We start from the raw sequence: 15725 nt of genomic DNA on the forward strand, positions 1-15725 counted from the left end.
CATTATCTTGGTCATCGTCGGTGCGGGGAATACGCCGCACCCTCATACGTTTACAGTCCACGAGGATAACGAAAATGACATTGAACATTGGGGTTATTGGTACCGGCGCCATCGGCAGGGATCATATTCGCCGTTGCAGCCAGGTGTTGCAGGGCAGCCGCGTCGTCGCGGTGAATGATATCAATCGAGACAGTGCGGCCAAGGTAGTCAGTGAGCTGAAGCTGGATGCCAAGGTGTATGACAACGCCCACGATCTGATTAATTCCTCAGACGTACAGGCGGTGCTGGTCACGTCATGGGGGCCAAGCCATGAAGAGTTTGTGCTTGCCGCTATTGCTGCTGGCAAACCGGTGTTTTGCGAAAAACCGCTGGCGGTGACGGCACAGGGCTGCAAGAACATCGTGGATGCTGAAGCCAAACAGGGTAAACGCCTGGTGCAGGTAGGCTTTATGCGCCCTTACGATCAGGGCTACCGGGCATTGAAACAGGTGCTGACCAGTGGCCAGATTGGCGAGCCGCTGATGCTGCATTGCGCCCACCGCAACCCAAGGGTGGGTGAAAACTACACCACGGATATGGCGATTACCGATACGCTTATTCACGAGTTGGACGTACTGCGCTGGCTGCTGGACGATGATTACGTCTCGGTGCAGGTGGTGTTCCCACGCAAGAGCAGCAAGGCCCTGCCACATCTGCGAGACCCACAGATTGTACTGATGGAAACCGCCAAGGGTACCCGTATTGACGTCGAAATCTTTGTTAACTGCCAATACGGCTACGACATTCAGTGCGAGGTAGTGGGGGAGACAGGCATCGCCAAGCTGCCAGAACCTTCCTCGGTACAAATGCGCAGCGGTGCCAAACTTTCCACCGAGATCCTGGTGGATTGGAAGGACCGCTTTATCGGTGCCTACGACGTTGAGCTACAAGCCTTTATCAACGATGTCCTGGCCGGAAAATTAACCGGGCCTTCGGCTTGGGATGGTTATGCGGCTGCGGTAGCGGCGGATGCCTGTATCGCCGCGCAGACCAGCGGTGAAGTGATGCCGGTGACTTTGCCCACTCGCCCTGGCTTCTATGGCCAATAAGCCCGTAGCTACTACATTCCCGCTCTAGAGGGACGACTATGAAAATCGCTTTTGATGTCGATGTGATTAAGGATTTGGGCATTACCAAGATGGTGGAACAGGTGGCTGACTGGGGCTATAAGTACATTGAGCAGTCGCCGCATCCGCAGATCAATCCCTTCTATAAGCATCCAAAAGCCGGTCGTGACGTTCTGGCGGAATATCAACGGGCGTTAAAGGCCACCGGGGTGGAGATATCTTCGTTTATCGTGGTGTATCGCTGGTCCGGCCCTGGGGAAGACCGCCGTCGTGCGGCGGTCAAGAACTGGCGGCGGATGATTGAAATCGCGGTGGAGATGGGGGTTCAGGTGATTAACACTGAGCTGGCGGGCAACCCGAACGAGCCGGAGATTTGCGAAGAGCTGTGGTACCAATCGATGGAGGAACTGCTGCCGATAATCGAACGTGAAGGCATTCGCATGGAGATCCAGTCCCATCCGTGGGACTTTTGCGAGCTAAGCAACGAAACCGCCGACATGGTGAAATCGTTGCGTAGCGACAACGTGACCTATCTCTACAGCGTTCCCCACACTTTCTATTACGACCAGGGGCGCGGCGATATCGCCAATATGCTGCGCTATGCAGGCAGCGATCTTTCCCACGTATTGATTGCCGATACCATGAATCACACCCGTCCCTGCCGGTATATCGTCAATCCGCCGGGCGTCGATGCGGTGGTACATCAGCATATGGCTATTGGCGAAGGCGAAGTAGACTTCGCGACCTTGTTCCAAACTCTGCGCGATATGGAGTTTGCCAACCGTACCTTTAAGGTCGGTGGGGAGTCCATTATCTGCACCTCGCTGTTCGGTTATCCGGAGAGAATGCCTGCCCAGGCGGTGGCAACCAGAGAGCGCATCGAAAAAGAGCTGTTGGGTAAATAACTTTCTTGGCCACACCGGCGGGAAAGGTAGCCGGTAAGTGCCTACATGACTGAGGCTGAAAATGAACAAAGACAATGTAAAGCTGGCAATCGCCCCGATTGGCTGGACGAATGACGATATGCCTGAATTAGGCAACGAGAATACGTTCCAGCAGTGCGTCAGTGAAATGGCGCTGGCCGGGTTCACCGGCAGTGAAGTGGGCAGCAAATACCCGCGTGACCCCAAAGTGTTGAAACCGATGCTGGATATCCGGGGTATTCAGATTTGTAATGCCTGGTTCAGCACGTTCTTCGCCGATGGGCTGAAGGAAAAGACCATCGACGAGTTTGTTAACCATATGAATTTCCTGCATGCCATGGGAGCCAAGGTGATTGGTTGTTCCGAGCAGAGCAAAAGCATCCAGGGCACCACCAAGGCGGTATTCGAAGAGAAGCCTTATTTCAGCGATGAAGAGTGGCAGCGAGTGGCACAGGGCTATAACGAGCTGGCGAAAATTGCCGCCGGTAAAGGGATGCAGGTCTGCCTGCACCATCATATGGGCACGGGTATCCAGACCACGGAAGAAATAGACCGCTATATGAGCATGGTCAACGACGACGTTTATCTGCTGTTCGATACCGGGCACGCCTATTATTCCGAAGGCAGCCAGGAGGCGATGCTGGCAATCCTGGAGAAATACCTGCCGCGTATCAACCACGTACACCTGAAAGATGTGCGTGACGAGGTGGTGGCCGAAGTTAAAGCCAAGCACCTGAGCTTCCTGGACGGGGTGAAAAAAGGCACTTTCACCGTACCTGGGGATGGCGTGATCGATTTCCGGCCGGTATTTAAACTGTTGGATGAGCGTGGCTATAAGGGCTGGATGGTGGTTGAAGCCGAACAGGATCCGGCGCTGGCCAATCCTTTTGAGTATGCAGTGAAAGCACGTCGCTATATTCGCGAAACAACCGGGCTTTAGATCTTTGTGGTACCTGGCAGACGGGGCGTTCATATGAGCGCCCCGTTGGCTTATGCAGTTTTGAAGCGAGCCATATGGTAGGCATCAACCATTTCACCGTCGCGGAAAGCGAAACGGCGGCTGGTGCCTTCGATCTCAAAACCAAACTTGCGATACAGCGCGATGGCACTCTGATTGTCGGTGAACACCGTTAACTCGATACGCTCAATGGCGGCCCAGTTATCACAGATATCGATCATGGCCTGCATTAGCGCACTACCCACGCCTTGGCCGTGGTAACCCGCATCTACGCTGATGCCAATGGTCGCCACATGGCGGCGGCGTACCCGCTGGTTGAGCTCCACGAACAATTGTCCCACTACGCGATCGTCAATGCAGGCCACCAGGCTGTAGGTGCCGGGCTGTGCATCATTGATACGTTGCTGCCACATGGCTTTTGACGGTAGCGGTAGTTGTAGCGTGTCACGGTAAACGGCTGGGTGTGAGAATAGCTGATGGAGGGCTTCAGCATCGTTACTTTCCACGTGACGAACTACAATCTCGCTCATTTCTTCCTCTCTTTCGCGTTTACCGTTTGAATAACCTCCCAAATTATCCGTTTACTGTCACGAGTCAATATTATTTCCCATTGGTCAAAAAAACGCTTTACAGGTGCGAATGATAATGATTATTATTGTCATGCGTTCAGAGAGAGTATCAACCTTTGATACTGTTTGCTGAAGGCACGACATTGCTCACATTGCTTCCAGTGTTTACTTAGCCAGCTCGGGTGCTGGCTTTTTTTTTGCCCAAATTCAGCGGCTAACCCATCCCACAAACCCTTTGCTACTCCTTGCCAAACTCCACCTAATTTTTTGAACAGAGGGGTGAGATTTTTGCGCTTTCATATTCCTCTGCCAGGTCTAGACTGTAGAAAACGTTGAGGAGAGTTGAATATGATTTATTTACGTAAGGCACAAGATCGCGGTCATGCCAATCACGGGTGGCTGGACAGCTGGCACACCTTCTCATTTGCTGACTATTACGATCCCGATTTTATGGGGTTCTCGGCACTGCGGGTGATCAACGAAGACGTGATCGATGCCGGGCAGGGGTTTGGTACTCATCCCCATAAAGACATGGAGATCCTGACCTACGTGCTGAGTGGCACGGTGGAGCATCAGGACAGCATGGGTAACAAAGAACAGATTAATGCCGGTGAATTCCAGATCATGAGTGCGGGAACCGGTGTACGTCACTCCGAGTACAATGCCAATAGCGATCGGCCGCTGCATCTGTATCAGATCTGGATTATTCCGGATCAGGTTGGTCTGGAGCCGCGTTATGAGCAGCGTATGTTCGATGCGCCACAGGGCCGCCAACTGGTGCTGTCACCAGATGCTCGTGAAGGCTCGTTGAAAGTGTTCCAGGATATGACCTTGTCACGCTGGGCGCTGAAGAAAGATGAGCAGTCGGTCTATCCAATCCAGGCAGAACGCCGCATTTGGATCCAGGTAGTGCGCGGCAATGTATCGATCAATGGCAATAAAGCCGGGATTAGCGATGCATTCGCGGTCTGGGATGAGGCGGCACTGTCGATCCATGCCGATGAAGACAGCGAAATTTTACTGTTCGATCTGCCACCGGTGTGATGACAGAATGATGATAAGGGCCCAGTGCAGTGTGTGCTGGGCCCTTTTTTGTCTCTGCGGGTCACAGAACCAACAATATCGGAAAGCCGTTTTATTTGCTAAAATAGCGGCCCATCCATGGTTGGCCAGCTCATTGATAATGAAGAAAAAACGCCCGGTACTTCAAGATGTCGCAGATCAGGTTGGCGTCACCAAAATGACGGTGAGCCGCTATTTGCGCAACCCCGATCAGGTTTCCGCCGCTTTACAGCAAAAAATTGCGGTAGCGTTGGACGAGCTTGGCTATATCCCCAACCGTGCGCCGGATATCCTTTCCAATGCCACCAGCCGAGCGATCGGCGTGCTGTTGCCGTCGCTGACCAACCAGGTGTTTGCCGAAGTATTGCGGGGTATTGAGAGCGTTACCGATGCGCATAACTACCAGACCATGCTGGCGCACTACGGTTATCTGCCGGAGCGTGAAGAAGAGCGCCTGACGTCACTGTTTTCTTATAATATCGATGGACTGATCCTGTCCGAACGCCACCATACCGCACGTACCCTGAAGATGATTGAAGTCGCAGGCATCCCGGTGGTGGAGTTGATGGACTGTGTCACACCTTGCATCGATCTGGCGGTTGGGTTCAACAACTTTGAAGCGGCCCGCCAAATGACCCAGCAAATTATCGCTCGCGGCCATCGCCATGTGGTGTACTTTGGTGCACGCCAGGATGAACGTACCATTATCAAACAGCAGGGCTACGAACAGGCCATGCGTGAATCGGGCCTTGAAACCTATAGCATCATGACCGCGCGTTCCTCTTCCTATTCGGCGGGGGGCGAGATGTTGCGCGAGGCGCAGCGCGATTATCCGCAGATCGACAGTATCTTTTGTACCAACGATGACTTGGCGATCGGCGCGGCGTTTGAATGTCAGCGTCAGGGGTTGTCGATCCCGCAGGATATGGCGATTGCCGGTTTCCACGGCCACGATATTGGCCAGGTGATGGTGCCGAAGCTAGCCAGCGTGCTGACGCCGCGTGAGCATATGGGGCAGATCGCCGCAGAACGCCTGTTGGCGCGCCTGCGCGGAGAAGAGGTTTCCCCGCGTATGGTGGATGTCGGTTTCACCGTGGCACCTGGTGGCAGCATCTGAACCTGGGCGCAACAGTTTGCGCCCAGCATGGCTAACCTAGGACTTCAGTGCTGCAACACAACGGTCAACTACGCCTTCAACATCGGTATCAATATCTACGCAAACCACATCTTTTTCGTCAGCCCCAGGCTCTTCCAAGGCATCAAACTGGCTCTTGAGCAGATCGGTAGGCATGAAGTGCCCGGAGCGGGCTTGCAGACGGGCCAGGATCACCTCGAAGCTGCCTTTCAGATAGATAAACACCATGTTGTCATTGTCTTTGCGCAGCAGATCGCGGTAGCGGCGTTTTAGCGCCGAGCAGACAATGATGCCACTTTCGTTCTTGTGATTAAGGCTGTAGGCCGCATCGTTGAGACGTTGCAACCAGGGCGCGCGATCATCGTCATTCAACGGTTGGCCGCTGGCCATCTTCTGGATATTGGCGCGCGGATGCAGATCGTCGCCATCAATAAATTTTGCCTTGATTTCCCGTGCTACCGCCGCGCCAATCGTGGATTTGCCGCTGCCGGAGACGCCCATCAGGATGATGCTTTTTCCCGCCATAAGTTTGATCTCTATCTCAGAATGCGAATTTTGCTGGGTTACCTGGTTCCGAATCTTACCATGTTACCGGTATCATGATACGGGTAACAAATGGAGATGTGATTACCATCACACAGCATAGAACAGGGAAATACCCGTCGTTTTCAAGCCACCAGAGGGTGGGCTGTAATCTGGAAAGCTGTACTCAACCGCCTACTCAGAGCACCAGGAAAGGGCCGTACAAAAAACAAGCACCTTCTTTCGTCGTTGTGGCGTAAAGAGGCCAAGTGATAAAAGGGTTGGAGAAAAATTATGCCACTAGTGATTGTTGCCATCGGCGTAGCCATGCTACTGCTGCTGATGATCCGCTTTAAGCTCAACGGCTTTATCTCGTTGATTCTGGTCGCGCTGGCGGTCGGTATCATGCAGGGTATGCCGGTAGATAAAGTGATTGGTTCTATCAAGGCCGGCGTGGGCGGAACGTTGGGCGGTCTGGCGCTGATCATGGGCTTTGGTGCCATGCTCGGTAAGCTGCTGGCGGACTGTGGCGGTGCGCAGCGGATTGCCACCACACTGATCGACAAGTTCGGTAAACAGCATATCCAGTGGGCCATCGTGCTGACCGGTTTTACCGTTGGCTTCGCGCTGTTCTATGAAGTGGGCTTCGTGCTGTTGCTGCCTTTGGTGTTTACCATTGCCGCCTCTGCGCGTATCCCGCTGCTGTATGTCGGCGTACCGATGGCTGCGGCGCTGTCTGTTACCCACGGTTTCCTGCCACCGCACCCAGGCCCAACGGCCATTGCCACCATTTTCCATGCGGACATGGGTAAAACCCTGCTGTACGGTACCTTGCTGGCGATCCCAACCGTGATCTTGGCAGGCCCGGTCTATGCCCGCTTCCTGAAAGGCATTGATAAGCCGGTTCCGGTCGGTTTATACAACCCGAAAACCTTTACCGAAGAAGAGATGCCTGGGTTTGGCGTCAGCGTCGCAACCGCACTGGTGCCGGTGATCCTGATGGCATTCCGTGCCGTAGCGGAAATGGCGTTGCCAAAAGGCCACCCGTTCCTGTCTTACGCCGAGTTCTTCGGTGACCCGGTAATGGCAACGCTGATTGCCGTGCTGATCGCCATCTTTACCTTTGGCCTGAACCGTGGCCGCACCATGGACGAAGTGATGGGCACCATCAGTGAATCCATCAAAATCATTGCCATGATGCTGTTGATTATCGGCGGTGGTGGGGCGTTCAAACAGGTGCTGGTAGACAGCGGCATTGAGCAATATATTGCTGGCATCATGCACGGTAGCAACGTGTCACCGATCCTGATGGCCTGGTCAATCGCCGCAGTGCTGCGTATTGCGCTGGGTTCTGCGACCGTTGCGGCAATCACCGCCGGGGGCATTGTAGCGCCGCTGATTGCCACTACCGGGGCTAGCCCGGAACTGATGGTCATTGCCGTCGGTTCAGGTAGCGTGATTTTCTCGCACGTTAACGATCCTGGCTTCTGGTTGTTCAAGGAGTATTTCAACCTGACCATTATGGAAACCATTAAATCCTGGTCGGCGTTGGAAACCATCATTTCAGTCTGTGGCCTGATTGGCTGCCTGCTGTTGGCGATGGTGGTTTAAGTCGCAAAGACGGGGCGCAGCGCTATCTGCTGCGCCCTGGCTGTTAAAGATTCAGATAGGCACGCACACCGTCCAGGAACATCTGGGTGGACAGCATCACCAGAATCAACCCCATCAGCCGTTCCAGCGCACTCACCCCTTTGCTTCCCAGTAAACGCAGAAACAGATTCGACATCAGCAGGATCGCCGCAGACAAGCCCCAGGCAATCAGCAGGGCCACCACCAAATGCGAAATCTGGTTGGGGTACTGGTGTGAAAGCAGCATCAAGGTCGCCAGAATTGACGGCCCGGCTACCAAAGGAATGGCGAGCGGTACCAGGAACGGCTCCTCACCGGCGGAAAGATCGCTGCCGCTGCCTTCCTGCGAAGGGAATATCATCTTGATGGCGATTAAGAACAGGATAATCCCGCCGGAGATCGACACGGTTTCGGTGCGCAGGTTGAGGAACGCCAAAATATGTTCGCCAGCGAACAGAAAAATCAGCATCAACACCAAGGCTATCAGCAGCTCGCGGATCACTACCGCCCGGCGACGGCGAGGTTCCAGGTGTTTCAGTACCGACATGAAAATCGGCAGGTTACCCAGCGGATCCATTATTAAAAACAGCAGCACCGTTGCCGCAATCATTTCTGTCATTTATTGCCTCAAAATCAGAAAAAACGACGGGTATAAGCCGCATTGCTGAGAATTGCCCGTGTATCGAATAAATTCACTTTGCGCTTGCGCCGACATTTTGTAAGGTGGGTAGATATTGCACACAACTTATAATTTAACTCTATCTCATGCCCTCAACAGGTAAGAGCATAGTCATCCTCCAAGGCAGGACTGTAAATATGAAAAACGTTGGTTTCATTGGTTGGCGTGGCATGGTCGGCTCGGTACTCATGCAGCGCATGACGCAAGAGCGCGATTTTGACGCCATTCGCCCGGTATTCTTCTCCACTTCGCAGCTCGGTGCTGCCGCCCCGGCTTTCGGCGGCCAGCAGCAAGGCACGCTGCAAGATGCGTATGATGTAGAGGCGTTAAGCGCCCTCGATATTATTATTACCTGCCAGGGCGGCGATTACACCAATGAAATCTATCCAAAGCTGCGTGCCACCGGCTGGCAGGGCTATTGGATCGATGCGGCCTCTTCTCTGCGTATGGAAGACGATGCCATCATCATCCTCGATCCGGTCAACCATGCGGTGATCCAGGAAGGGCTGAACAAAGGCATCAAAACCTTTGTGGGTGGTAACTGTACCGTCAGCCTGATGTTGATGTCGCTGGGCGGCCTGTTTGCCAACGATTTGGTGGAGTGGGCGTCTGTTGCCACTTATCAAGCGGCTTCTGGCGGCGGCGCGCGTCATATGCGTGAACTGTTGACCCAGATGGGTATGCTGCATGCCGATGTGGCGAAAGAGCTGCAGGATCCGGCCTCGGCCATTCTGGATATCGAGCGTAAAGTCACGGAGGCAACCCGTTCCGGTAAGTTGCCTACCGATAACTTTGGCGTTCCTTTGGCGGGTAGCCTGATCCCTTGGATCGACAAGCAACTGGATAACGGCCAAAGCCGCGAAGAGTGGAAAGGCCAGGCGGAAACCAACAAGATCCTCAGCACTTCAAGCATCATCCCGGTTGATGGTTTGTGCGTGCGCGTCGGTGCTTTGCGCTGCCACAGCCAGGCATTTACCCTGAAGCTGAAGAAAGACATTCCACTGCCGGAAATCGAGCAGTTGCTGGCCACGCACAACGACTGGGTGCGGGTGATCCCGAACGACCGCGAACTGACCATGCGTGAGCTGACGCCTGCTGCCGTAACCGGTACGTTGAACACGCCGGTTGGCCGTCTGCGCAAGCTGAATATGGGGCCGGAATACCTCTCCGCATTCACCGTGGGCGATCAGCTGTTGTGGGGTGCGGCCGAGCCGCTGCGCCGCATGCTGCGTATCCTGCTGTAATCCTGAACTGAACTTTCTGAGGGCTGATCTCTTTCAGCCCTCCAATGCCCTGTTTTCCCCGTTTCTGGTTTCGATTGCCGTAGCAATAAAGACGATGTAGGGAAGGCGGCGTCATGCCTGTCGTACCTCAGACTCAGCCACTGTCGGTTGCCCGCTCGGCCGGTTTTCCGAGCAAAAATTTTCCTTGGTAATGCCCCCATGTTTTTAGCAGAGATGACTATGCTTATTAGGTAGATGAAGGGTTCTTCATCAATGGTGAAAATTCGCCTGAAAAATAAGCATAAAGAGCGAAACTGCGAGCATGAAGGCGATCGATTAATCAATAACCGACTGAAATCACGCTTTAGGTAGCAAATGAATTGCATGATAGGTGCAACGGCTGCTTTTTGTTCAGTGTAGCCTTTTAAAAGTCATGCGGTTAATCAAAGGAAGAATGCTATGCCTGTACTTCCCGAACGTGACGTGATCAATCAACTAATTTCCGGTCACTATGCCGACCCGTTTTCCCTGCTCGGCATGCATGTGACCGAGCAGGGGCTACAGATTTGTGCCCTGCTGCCGGATGCGGGCACCGTCTGGCTGGTAGAGAGTAAAACCGGTAACCGTCTGGTTCAGCTCAATTGCGATGACGCCCGTGGTTTTTTCAGCGCTCTCGTCCCGCGTCGTAAAACCCCTTTCCGCTATCAGCTTGAAGTCAGCTGGCGCGACCATCAACAACTGCTCGAAGACCCTTATCGTTTTGGCACCCTGTTGCAGGATATTGACAGCTGGCTGCTGGCCGAAGGGACACATCTGCGGCCATATGAACGGCTGGGTGCGCATCCTGGCGCGCTGGATGGGGTGGAGGGCGTCAGCTTTGCCGTTTGGGCACCCAATGCTCAGCGCGTATCGGTAGTCGGTGAGTTCAACTTCTGGGATGGCCGACGCCACCCGATGCGCAAGCGCCGGGAGAATGGCATTTGGGAGCTGTTTTTACCGGGTGTGAAGGCCGGGCAGCTGTATAAATACGAGATTATCGATTGTTACGGCAATGTGCAGCTCAAGGCCGATCCTTATGCCTTCGAAGCGCAGATGCGGCCAGAGACGGCTTCGCTGATCACGCCGCTGCCAGCGGTGGTGGAAAACACGCCGGAAAGGCAGCGGGCCAATGATTTTGACCGCCCTATCTCGATCTACGAAGTGCACCTGGGCTCCTGGCGCCGCCATACGGACAATAATTTCTGGCTCAGCTATCAAGAACTGGCCGAACAGTTGATCCCTTACGTTAAGGATATGGGGTTTACCCATATTGAACTGCTGCCGATCAACGAACATCCGTTCGACGGGAGTTGGGGCTATCAGCCGTTGGGCATGTATGCCCCCACCCGCCGTTTTGGCACGCCAGCGGAGTTCAAAGCTTTTGTTGCCGCGGCGCATGAAGCCGGGATCAACGTGATCCTGGACTGGGTGCCGGGGCATTTCCCTAGCGATGCTCATGGCCTGGCCAACTTCGACGGCACCGCGCTGTATGAATATGCCGATCCCCGCGAAGGTTTCCATCAGGATTGGAACACGCTGATCTACAACTATGGCCGCCACGAGGTACGTAACTATTTGGCGGGTAATGCGTTTTACTGGCTGGAGCGCTTTGGTATCGACGGTCTGCGCGTCGACGCGGTGGCGTCGATGATTTACCGTGACTATAGCCGTGCCGACGGCGAGTGGGTGCCAAACTACTACGGCGGCAATGAGAACTTGGAGGCGATCTCCTTCCTGCGTTACACCAACCAGACGCTAGGCAAAGAGCGGCCAGGAGCGGTGACGCTGGCGGAAGAGTCGACCGATTATCCGGGCGTTACGTTACCGCCGGATGCCAATGGCTTAGGCTTCCACTACAAGTGGGATCTCGGCTGGATGCACGACACGCTGGACTACATGAAGTGCGATCCGGTGCACCGTAAATACCATCACAACCTGATGACCTTCGGCATGATGTATGCCTACTCCGAGAACTTCGTCCTGCCGATTTCGCACGACGAAGTGGTGCACGGCAAACGCTCCGTTCTGGACCGGATGCCGGGAGATGCCTGGCAGAAGTTTGCCAACCTGCGGGCCTATTACGGCTTTATGTGGGCGCATCCGGGCAAGAAGCTGCTGTTTATGGGCAGTGAATTTGCCCAAGGGCGTGAGTGGAACTTCGATACCAGTCTGGACTGGCATCTGCTGGAAGGGTTGGACGGTTGGCACCACGGCGTGCAGCGGCTGGTACGCGATCTCAATCACTGCTACCAGCAGAACGCACCGCTGTATGAGCGCGATTATCGCCCGGACGGTTTTGAATGGCTGGTGGTCGACGATCACGACAACTCGGTATTTGCCTTCGCACGCTACGATTCTCAGGGCAATGAGCTGATTGCCATCAGCAACTTTACCCCGGTGCCGCGTCCTCATTACCGCATTGGTATTTCACGCGCTGGCGAGTATCAGGAAATCCTCAATACCGATTCACACCATTATCACGGTAGCAACGCCGGTAATCAGGGGCGGGTGATTTCGCAGCCGATCGGCAGCCATGGCCGTGAACATTCGATCAGCGTGATGGTGCCACCGTTGGCCACCGTTTATCTGCGGCGGGAGGCTTGATGGTAGAGCTGACGCCGGGTCTTGCCGCGCCTTTAGGGGCTTGTTACGACGGTAATGGCATCAACTTTACCCTGTTTTCTGCACATGCCACGCAGGTCGAACTGTGCCTGTTCGATGCGCAATATCGTGAAACACGCCTGCCGTTGCCTGCCCGCAGCGGTGATATCTGGCACGGATATCTGCCGGGGGGCGAGCCGGGGCAACGCTATGGTTTTCGGGTGCACGGCCCGTTTGAGCCGCATCTTGGGTTGCGCTTTAACGCCAACAAGCTGCTGCTCGATCCGGCGGCACGGGCGGTAGAAGGCCCGGTGGCCGACCATGTGCATTTGCACGGGGGATACGATCAACAGGATCCACAAGACAGCGCCCCGTTGACGCCTAAATGCGTGGTGATCGATGAAAGTTACGATTGGCAGGACGATCGCCCGCCAGCCACCCCTTGGGGCAAAACGGTGATCTACGAAGCGCATGTCCGGGGGCTGACGTTAACGCACCCGGAGATCCCGGCCGTATTGCGTGGCAGTTTTGCTGCCTTGGGCCACCCGGCGATGATTGCCTACTTCAAGCGGTTAGGGATCACCGCGCTTGAGCTACTGCCGGTGCAACAGCACACCACGGAACCGCGCCTGCAGCGCCTGGGATTGATCAATTACTGGGGCTACAACGTGTTGGCTCCTTTTGCGCCAGATAACCGTTATAGCAGTTTGAGCACCGGTACAACGCCGTTGCGTGAATTCCGCGATGCGGTGAAAGCGCTGCACCGGGCGGGAATTGAAGTGATCCTGGACGTGGTATTCAACCACAGTGCCGAGCTGGATGTGGATGGGCCAACGCTGTCGCTGCGCGGGATCGACAACACCAGTTACTACTGGCTAACCCCAGACGGTGATTACGATAACCTCACCGGCTGTGGCAACACGTTGCGCCTGGATCAGCCAGCAGGTGTGGCGTGGGTGATGGATTGTCTGCGCTTTTGGGTGCGGGAGTGCCATGTCGACGGCTTCCGCTTCGATCTTGGCACCGTGTTGGGCCGCACACCAGCGTTTGACCGTGATGCACCGCTGTTTCAGGCGATGCTGGCGGACGATACGCTGGGGCGCTGCAAACTGATCGCCGAGCCTTGGGACATTGGCCCGGGCGGGTATCAGGTCGGCGAGTTTCCTGGCCGGTTTGCCGAGTGGAATGACCATTTTCGTGACGATATCCGCCGTTTCTGGCTGCGGAACGATCTGACACTGGGCCAGTTTGCCCAGCGTTTTGCCGCTTCCAGCGAGGTATTCAACCAACGTGGGCGCGCGCCCAATGCCAGCATCAACATGCTGACGGCCCACGACGGCTTTACCTTGCAGGACGTAGTGAGTTTCAAGGAGAAGCATAACCAGCCGAACGGAGAGGGAAACCGTGACGGCAGTGACCAAAACTATAGCTGTAACCACGGGGTTGAAGGCCTGATTGCCGACGAAACCGTCTTGCAACGCCGCCAGGCCAGCCAGCGAGCACTGCTTGCCACGCTGCTTCTGGCACAGGGGACACCGATGCTGCTGGCCGGTGATGAGCACGGAAATAGCCAGCAGGGCAACAACAATGCTTACTGTCAGGATAACGAAACCACCTGGCTCGATTGGGCCAATGCGGATGATTCACTGACCGCATACACCGCCGCGCTGATCCGCTTGCGCCAGCAAATTCCTGCCTTGCAGGCAGACCGCTGGTGGCAGGAGGGAGACGGCAGCGTGCAGTGGTTGAACGCGCAGGGGCAGCCGCTCAGTGCGCAACAGTGGGAACAGGGCGATCGCTGCATGCAGATCCGCCTGTCGCAACGCTGGCTGATGGTGATCAACGCCACGCAGCAGGCCGTTGAGATGACGTTACCCGAGGGTGATTGGCAGGTTGTCGCCCCCTTTACTCAGGAACCTTCGCAGGCGGTTTTACCCGCCTGGTGCCAGGCTGCGCATTCGCTTTGCGTGCTGGTAGAGAACAATTAAAAGGAGTCAGTTATGGTTAAGCACGAAAATAAAGACCCTCTGATGTTGGCGCGCCAACTGCCGAATAAATCCGTCGCCCTGATCCTGGCTGGTGGCCGTGGCTCGCGTTTGAAAGATTTAACCTCTACCCGCGCCAAGCCTGCCGTTCACTTTGGGGGTAAGTACCGCATTATCGATTTTGCCATGTCCAACTGCCTGAACTCGGGGATCCGCCGCATGGGGGTGATCACCCAATATCATTCCCATACGCTGGTGCAGCATATTCAGCGTGGCTGGTCGTTCCTGAACGAAGAGATGAATGAGTTTGTCGATTTGCTGCCTGCCCAGCAGCGTCTGAGCACCGAACATTGGTACAAAGGTACCGCAGATGCGGTCTATCAGAACCTCGATATCATTCGCCGCTATGAAGCGGAATACGTGGTGATCCTGGCGGGCGACCATATTTATAAAATGGACTATTCGCGCATGCTGATCGACCACGTCGAAAAAGGGGCGCAGTGCACGGTGGCCTGTATTCCGGTACCGCGCAAGGAAGCCAGCGAGTTTGGCGTGATGAAGGTTGATGATAATGACCTGATCCTCGAATTCCTGGAAAAACCAGCCAATCCACCGGCCATGCCTGGTAACCCGGAAATGTCGCTGGCCAGCATGGGCATCTATATCTTCAACGCCAGCTACCTCTACCAACTGCTGGAAGAGGATATGTCGACTCCTGGCTCTACCCATGACTTCGGCAAGGATCTGATCCCTAAAATCACAGCTCAGGGGGCTGCCTGGGCGCACCCGTTTACTCTTTCCTGCGTAGGATGTGGCCCGGATCTGCCGCCGTATTGGCGTGATGTCGGCACCTTGGAGGCCTACTGGCGCGCCAACCTCGATCTGGCTTCGGTCACGCCTGAACTGGATATGTACGACCGTGGCTGGCCGATCCGCACCTATATGGAACCGTTGCCGCCTGCCAAATTTGTGCAGGACCGTTCCGGTAGCCATGGTATGACCATGAACTCGCTGGTGGCCGGTGGCTGTATTGTTTCCGGTTCGGTAGTGGTGCATTCAGTGCTGTTCTCCAAGGTGCGGGTGAACTCCTTCTGCACCATCGACTCTTCTGTATTACTGCCCGATGTAAACATTGGCCGCTCTTGCCGCCTGCGCCGCTGCATTATCGATCGCGCCTGCCATATTCCTGAAGGCATGGTGATTGGCGAAAACGCCGAGGAAGACAGCAAGCGTTTCTATCGCTCGGAAGAGGGCATCGTGCTGGTGACGCGCGAAATGTTGGCAAGACTGTAAC

Annotated in this window: 13 protein-coding genes; 10 read left to right on the top strand and 3 right to left on the bottom strand. The window is 55.1% G+C overall.

The annotated features are described in order from the left end of the window. The first annotated feature begins 74 nt into the window (after positions 1–74). The 3 genes from U869_RS0107205 (at position 75) to iolE (ending at position 2969) form a co-directional block, all read left to right on the top strand. Positions 75–1088: a Gfo/Idh/MocA family protein gene (locus tag U869_RS0107205; protein WP_025119282.1), complete on the top strand. Its 1014-nt coding sequence runs from the start codon at positions 75–77 to the stop codon at positions 1086–1088. Between the two features lie 38 nt (positions 1089–1126). Continuing rightward, positions 1127–2011, top strand: a complete 885-nt coding sequence (locus U869_RS0107210) for a sugar phosphate isomerase/epimerase family protein (RefSeq protein ID WP_025119281.1) — start codon at positions 1127–1129, stop codon at positions 2009–2011. Between the two features lie 61 nt (positions 2012–2072). Beyond that, the gene (gene iolE, locus U869_RS0107215) at positions 2073–2969 is read left to right on the top strand and encodes a myo-inosose-2 dehydratase (RefSeq protein ID WP_025119280.1); all 897 of its coding nucleotides are present in this window, start codon (positions 2073–2075) and stop codon (positions 2967–2969) included. 50 nt (positions 2970–3019) lie between these two features. Here the strand turns inward: iolE and U869_RS0107220 are convergent, their stop codons facing one another. Next, positions 3020–3517: a GNAT family N-acetyltransferase gene (locus U869_RS0107220; protein WP_025119279.1), complete on the bottom strand. Its 498-nt coding sequence runs from the start codon at positions 3515–3517 to the stop codon at positions 3020–3022. Between the two features lie 387 nt (positions 3518–3904). Here U869_RS0107220 and U869_RS0107225 point away from each other — a divergent pair, with 387 nt between their 5' ends. Together U869_RS0107225 and gntR are read left to right on the top strand one after the other, a co-directional pair. Continuing rightward, the gene (locus U869_RS0107225; RefSeq protein WP_025119278.1) at positions 3905–4600 is read left to right on the top strand and encodes a pirin family protein; all 696 of its coding nucleotides are present in this window, start codon (positions 3905–3907) and stop codon (positions 4598–4600) included. Positions 4601–4739: 139 nt separating this feature from the next. Next, entirely contained in the window at positions 4740–5735 is a 996-nt protein-coding gene (gntR, locus tag U869_RS0107230; protein WP_025119277.1) for a gluconate operon transcriptional repressor GntR, read from the top strand. 36 nt (positions 5736–5771) lie between these two features. On the opposite strand, the gene U869_RS0107235 is transcribed toward gntR, so the two are convergent. Next, positions 5772–6278: a gluconokinase gene (locus tag U869_RS0107235; RefSeq protein WP_025119276.1), complete on the bottom strand. Its 507-nt coding sequence runs from the start codon at positions 6276–6278 to the stop codon at positions 5772–5774. Between the two features lie 291 nt (positions 6279–6569). On the opposite strand from U869_RS0107235, the gene gntT reads away from it, so the two are divergent. Further along, on the top strand, positions 6570–7886 hold the full coding sequence (gntT, locus tag U869_RS0107240; protein WP_025119275.1) for a gluconate transporter: 1317 nt from the start codon (positions 6570–6572) through the stop codon (positions 7884–7886). Positions 7887–7929: 43 nt separating this feature from the next. Here gntT and U869_RS0107245 read toward each other — a convergent pair whose 3' ends face one another. After that, positions 7930–8523, bottom strand: a complete 594-nt coding sequence (locus tag U869_RS0107245) for a YhgN family NAAT transporter (protein WP_025119274.1) — start codon at positions 8521–8523, stop codon at positions 7930–7932. Between the two features lie 197 nt (positions 8524–8720). Between U869_RS0107245 and asd the strand changes: the two genes are divergently transcribed. From asd to glgC, 4 genes are all read left to right on the top strand, one after another. Beyond that, on the top strand, positions 8721–9827 hold the full coding sequence (gene asd / locus U869_RS0107250; protein ID WP_025119273.1) for an aspartate-semialdehyde dehydrogenase: 1107 nt from the start codon (positions 8721–8723) through the stop codon (positions 9825–9827). Positions 9828–10265: 438 nt separating this feature from the next. After that, a complete protein-coding gene (gene glgB, locus U869_RS0107255; RefSeq protein ID WP_025119272.1) occupies positions 10266–12449 on the top strand; it encodes a 1,4-alpha-glucan branching enzyme in 2184 nt (727 codons plus the stop codon). Then, a complete protein-coding gene (gene glgX / locus U869_RS0107260; protein WP_025119271.1) occupies positions 12449–14434 on the top strand; it encodes a glycogen debranching protein GlgX in 1986 nt (661 codons plus the stop codon). The genes glgB and glgX overlap by 1 nt, the downstream gene beginning before the upstream one ends. 12 nt (positions 14435–14446) lie before the next feature. Further along, positions 14447–15724, top strand: a complete 1278-nt coding sequence (gene glgC, locus U869_RS0107265) for a glucose-1-phosphate adenylyltransferase (RefSeq protein WP_025119270.1) — start codon at positions 14447–14449, stop codon at positions 15722–15724. Position 15725 lies beyond the last annotated feature (1 nt).

Origin of the sequence: Serratia sp. H1w (genome assembly GCF_000633355.1) — a bacterium.
Lineage (GTDB): Bacteria > Pseudomonadota > Gammaproteobacteria > Enterobacterales > Enterobacteriaceae > Chania.

Bases quoted from the DNA above. Each gene is read 5' to 3' on its own strand.
- U869_RS0107220 (WP_025119279.1), bottom strand. From the start codon at position 3,517: ATGAGCGAGATTGTAGTTCGTCACGTGGAAAGTAACGATGCTGAAGCC.
- U869_RS0107205 (WP_025119282.1), top strand. From the start codon at position 75: ATGACATTGAACATTGGGGTTATTGGTACCGGCGCCATCGGCAGGGAT.
- glgX (WP_025119271.1), top strand. From the start codon at position 12,449: ATGGTAGAGCTGACGCCGGGTCTTGCCGCGCCTTTAGGGGCTTGTTAC.
- U869_RS0107210 (WP_025119281.1), top strand. From the start codon at position 1,127: ATGAAAATCGCTTTTGATGTCGATGTGATTAAGGATTTGGGCATTACC.
- gntT (WP_025119275.1), top strand. From the start codon at position 6,570: ATGCCACTAGTGATTGTTGCCATCGGCGTAGCCATGCTACTGCTGCTG.
- iolE (WP_025119280.1), top strand. From the start codon at position 2,073: ATGAACAAAGACAATGTAAAGCTGGCAATCGCCCCGATTGGCTGGACG.
- U869_RS0107235 (WP_025119276.1), bottom strand. From the start codon at position 6,278: ATGGCGGGAAAAAGCATCATCCTGATGGGCGTCTCCGGCAGCGGCAAA.
- U869_RS0107245 (WP_025119274.1), bottom strand. From the start codon at position 8,523: ATGACAGAAATGATTGCGGCAACGGTGCTGCTGTTTTTAATAATGGAT.
- glgB (WP_025119272.1), top strand. From the start codon at position 10,266: ATGCCTGTACTTCCCGAACGTGACGTGATCAATCAACTAATTTCCGGT.
- asd (WP_025119273.1), top strand. From the start codon at position 8,721: ATGAAAAACGTTGGTTTCATTGGTTGGCGTGGCATGGTCGGCTCGGTA.
- glgC (WP_025119270.1), top strand. From the start codon at position 14,447: ATGGTTAAGCACGAAAATAAAGACCCTCTGATGTTGGCGCGCCAACTG.
- gntR (WP_025119277.1), top strand. From the start codon at position 4,740: ATGAAGAAAAAACGCCCGGTACTTCAAGATGTCGCAGATCAGGTTGGC.
- U869_RS0107225 (WP_025119278.1), top strand. From the start codon at position 3,905: ATGATTTATTTACGTAAGGCACAAGATCGCGGTCATGCCAATCACGGG.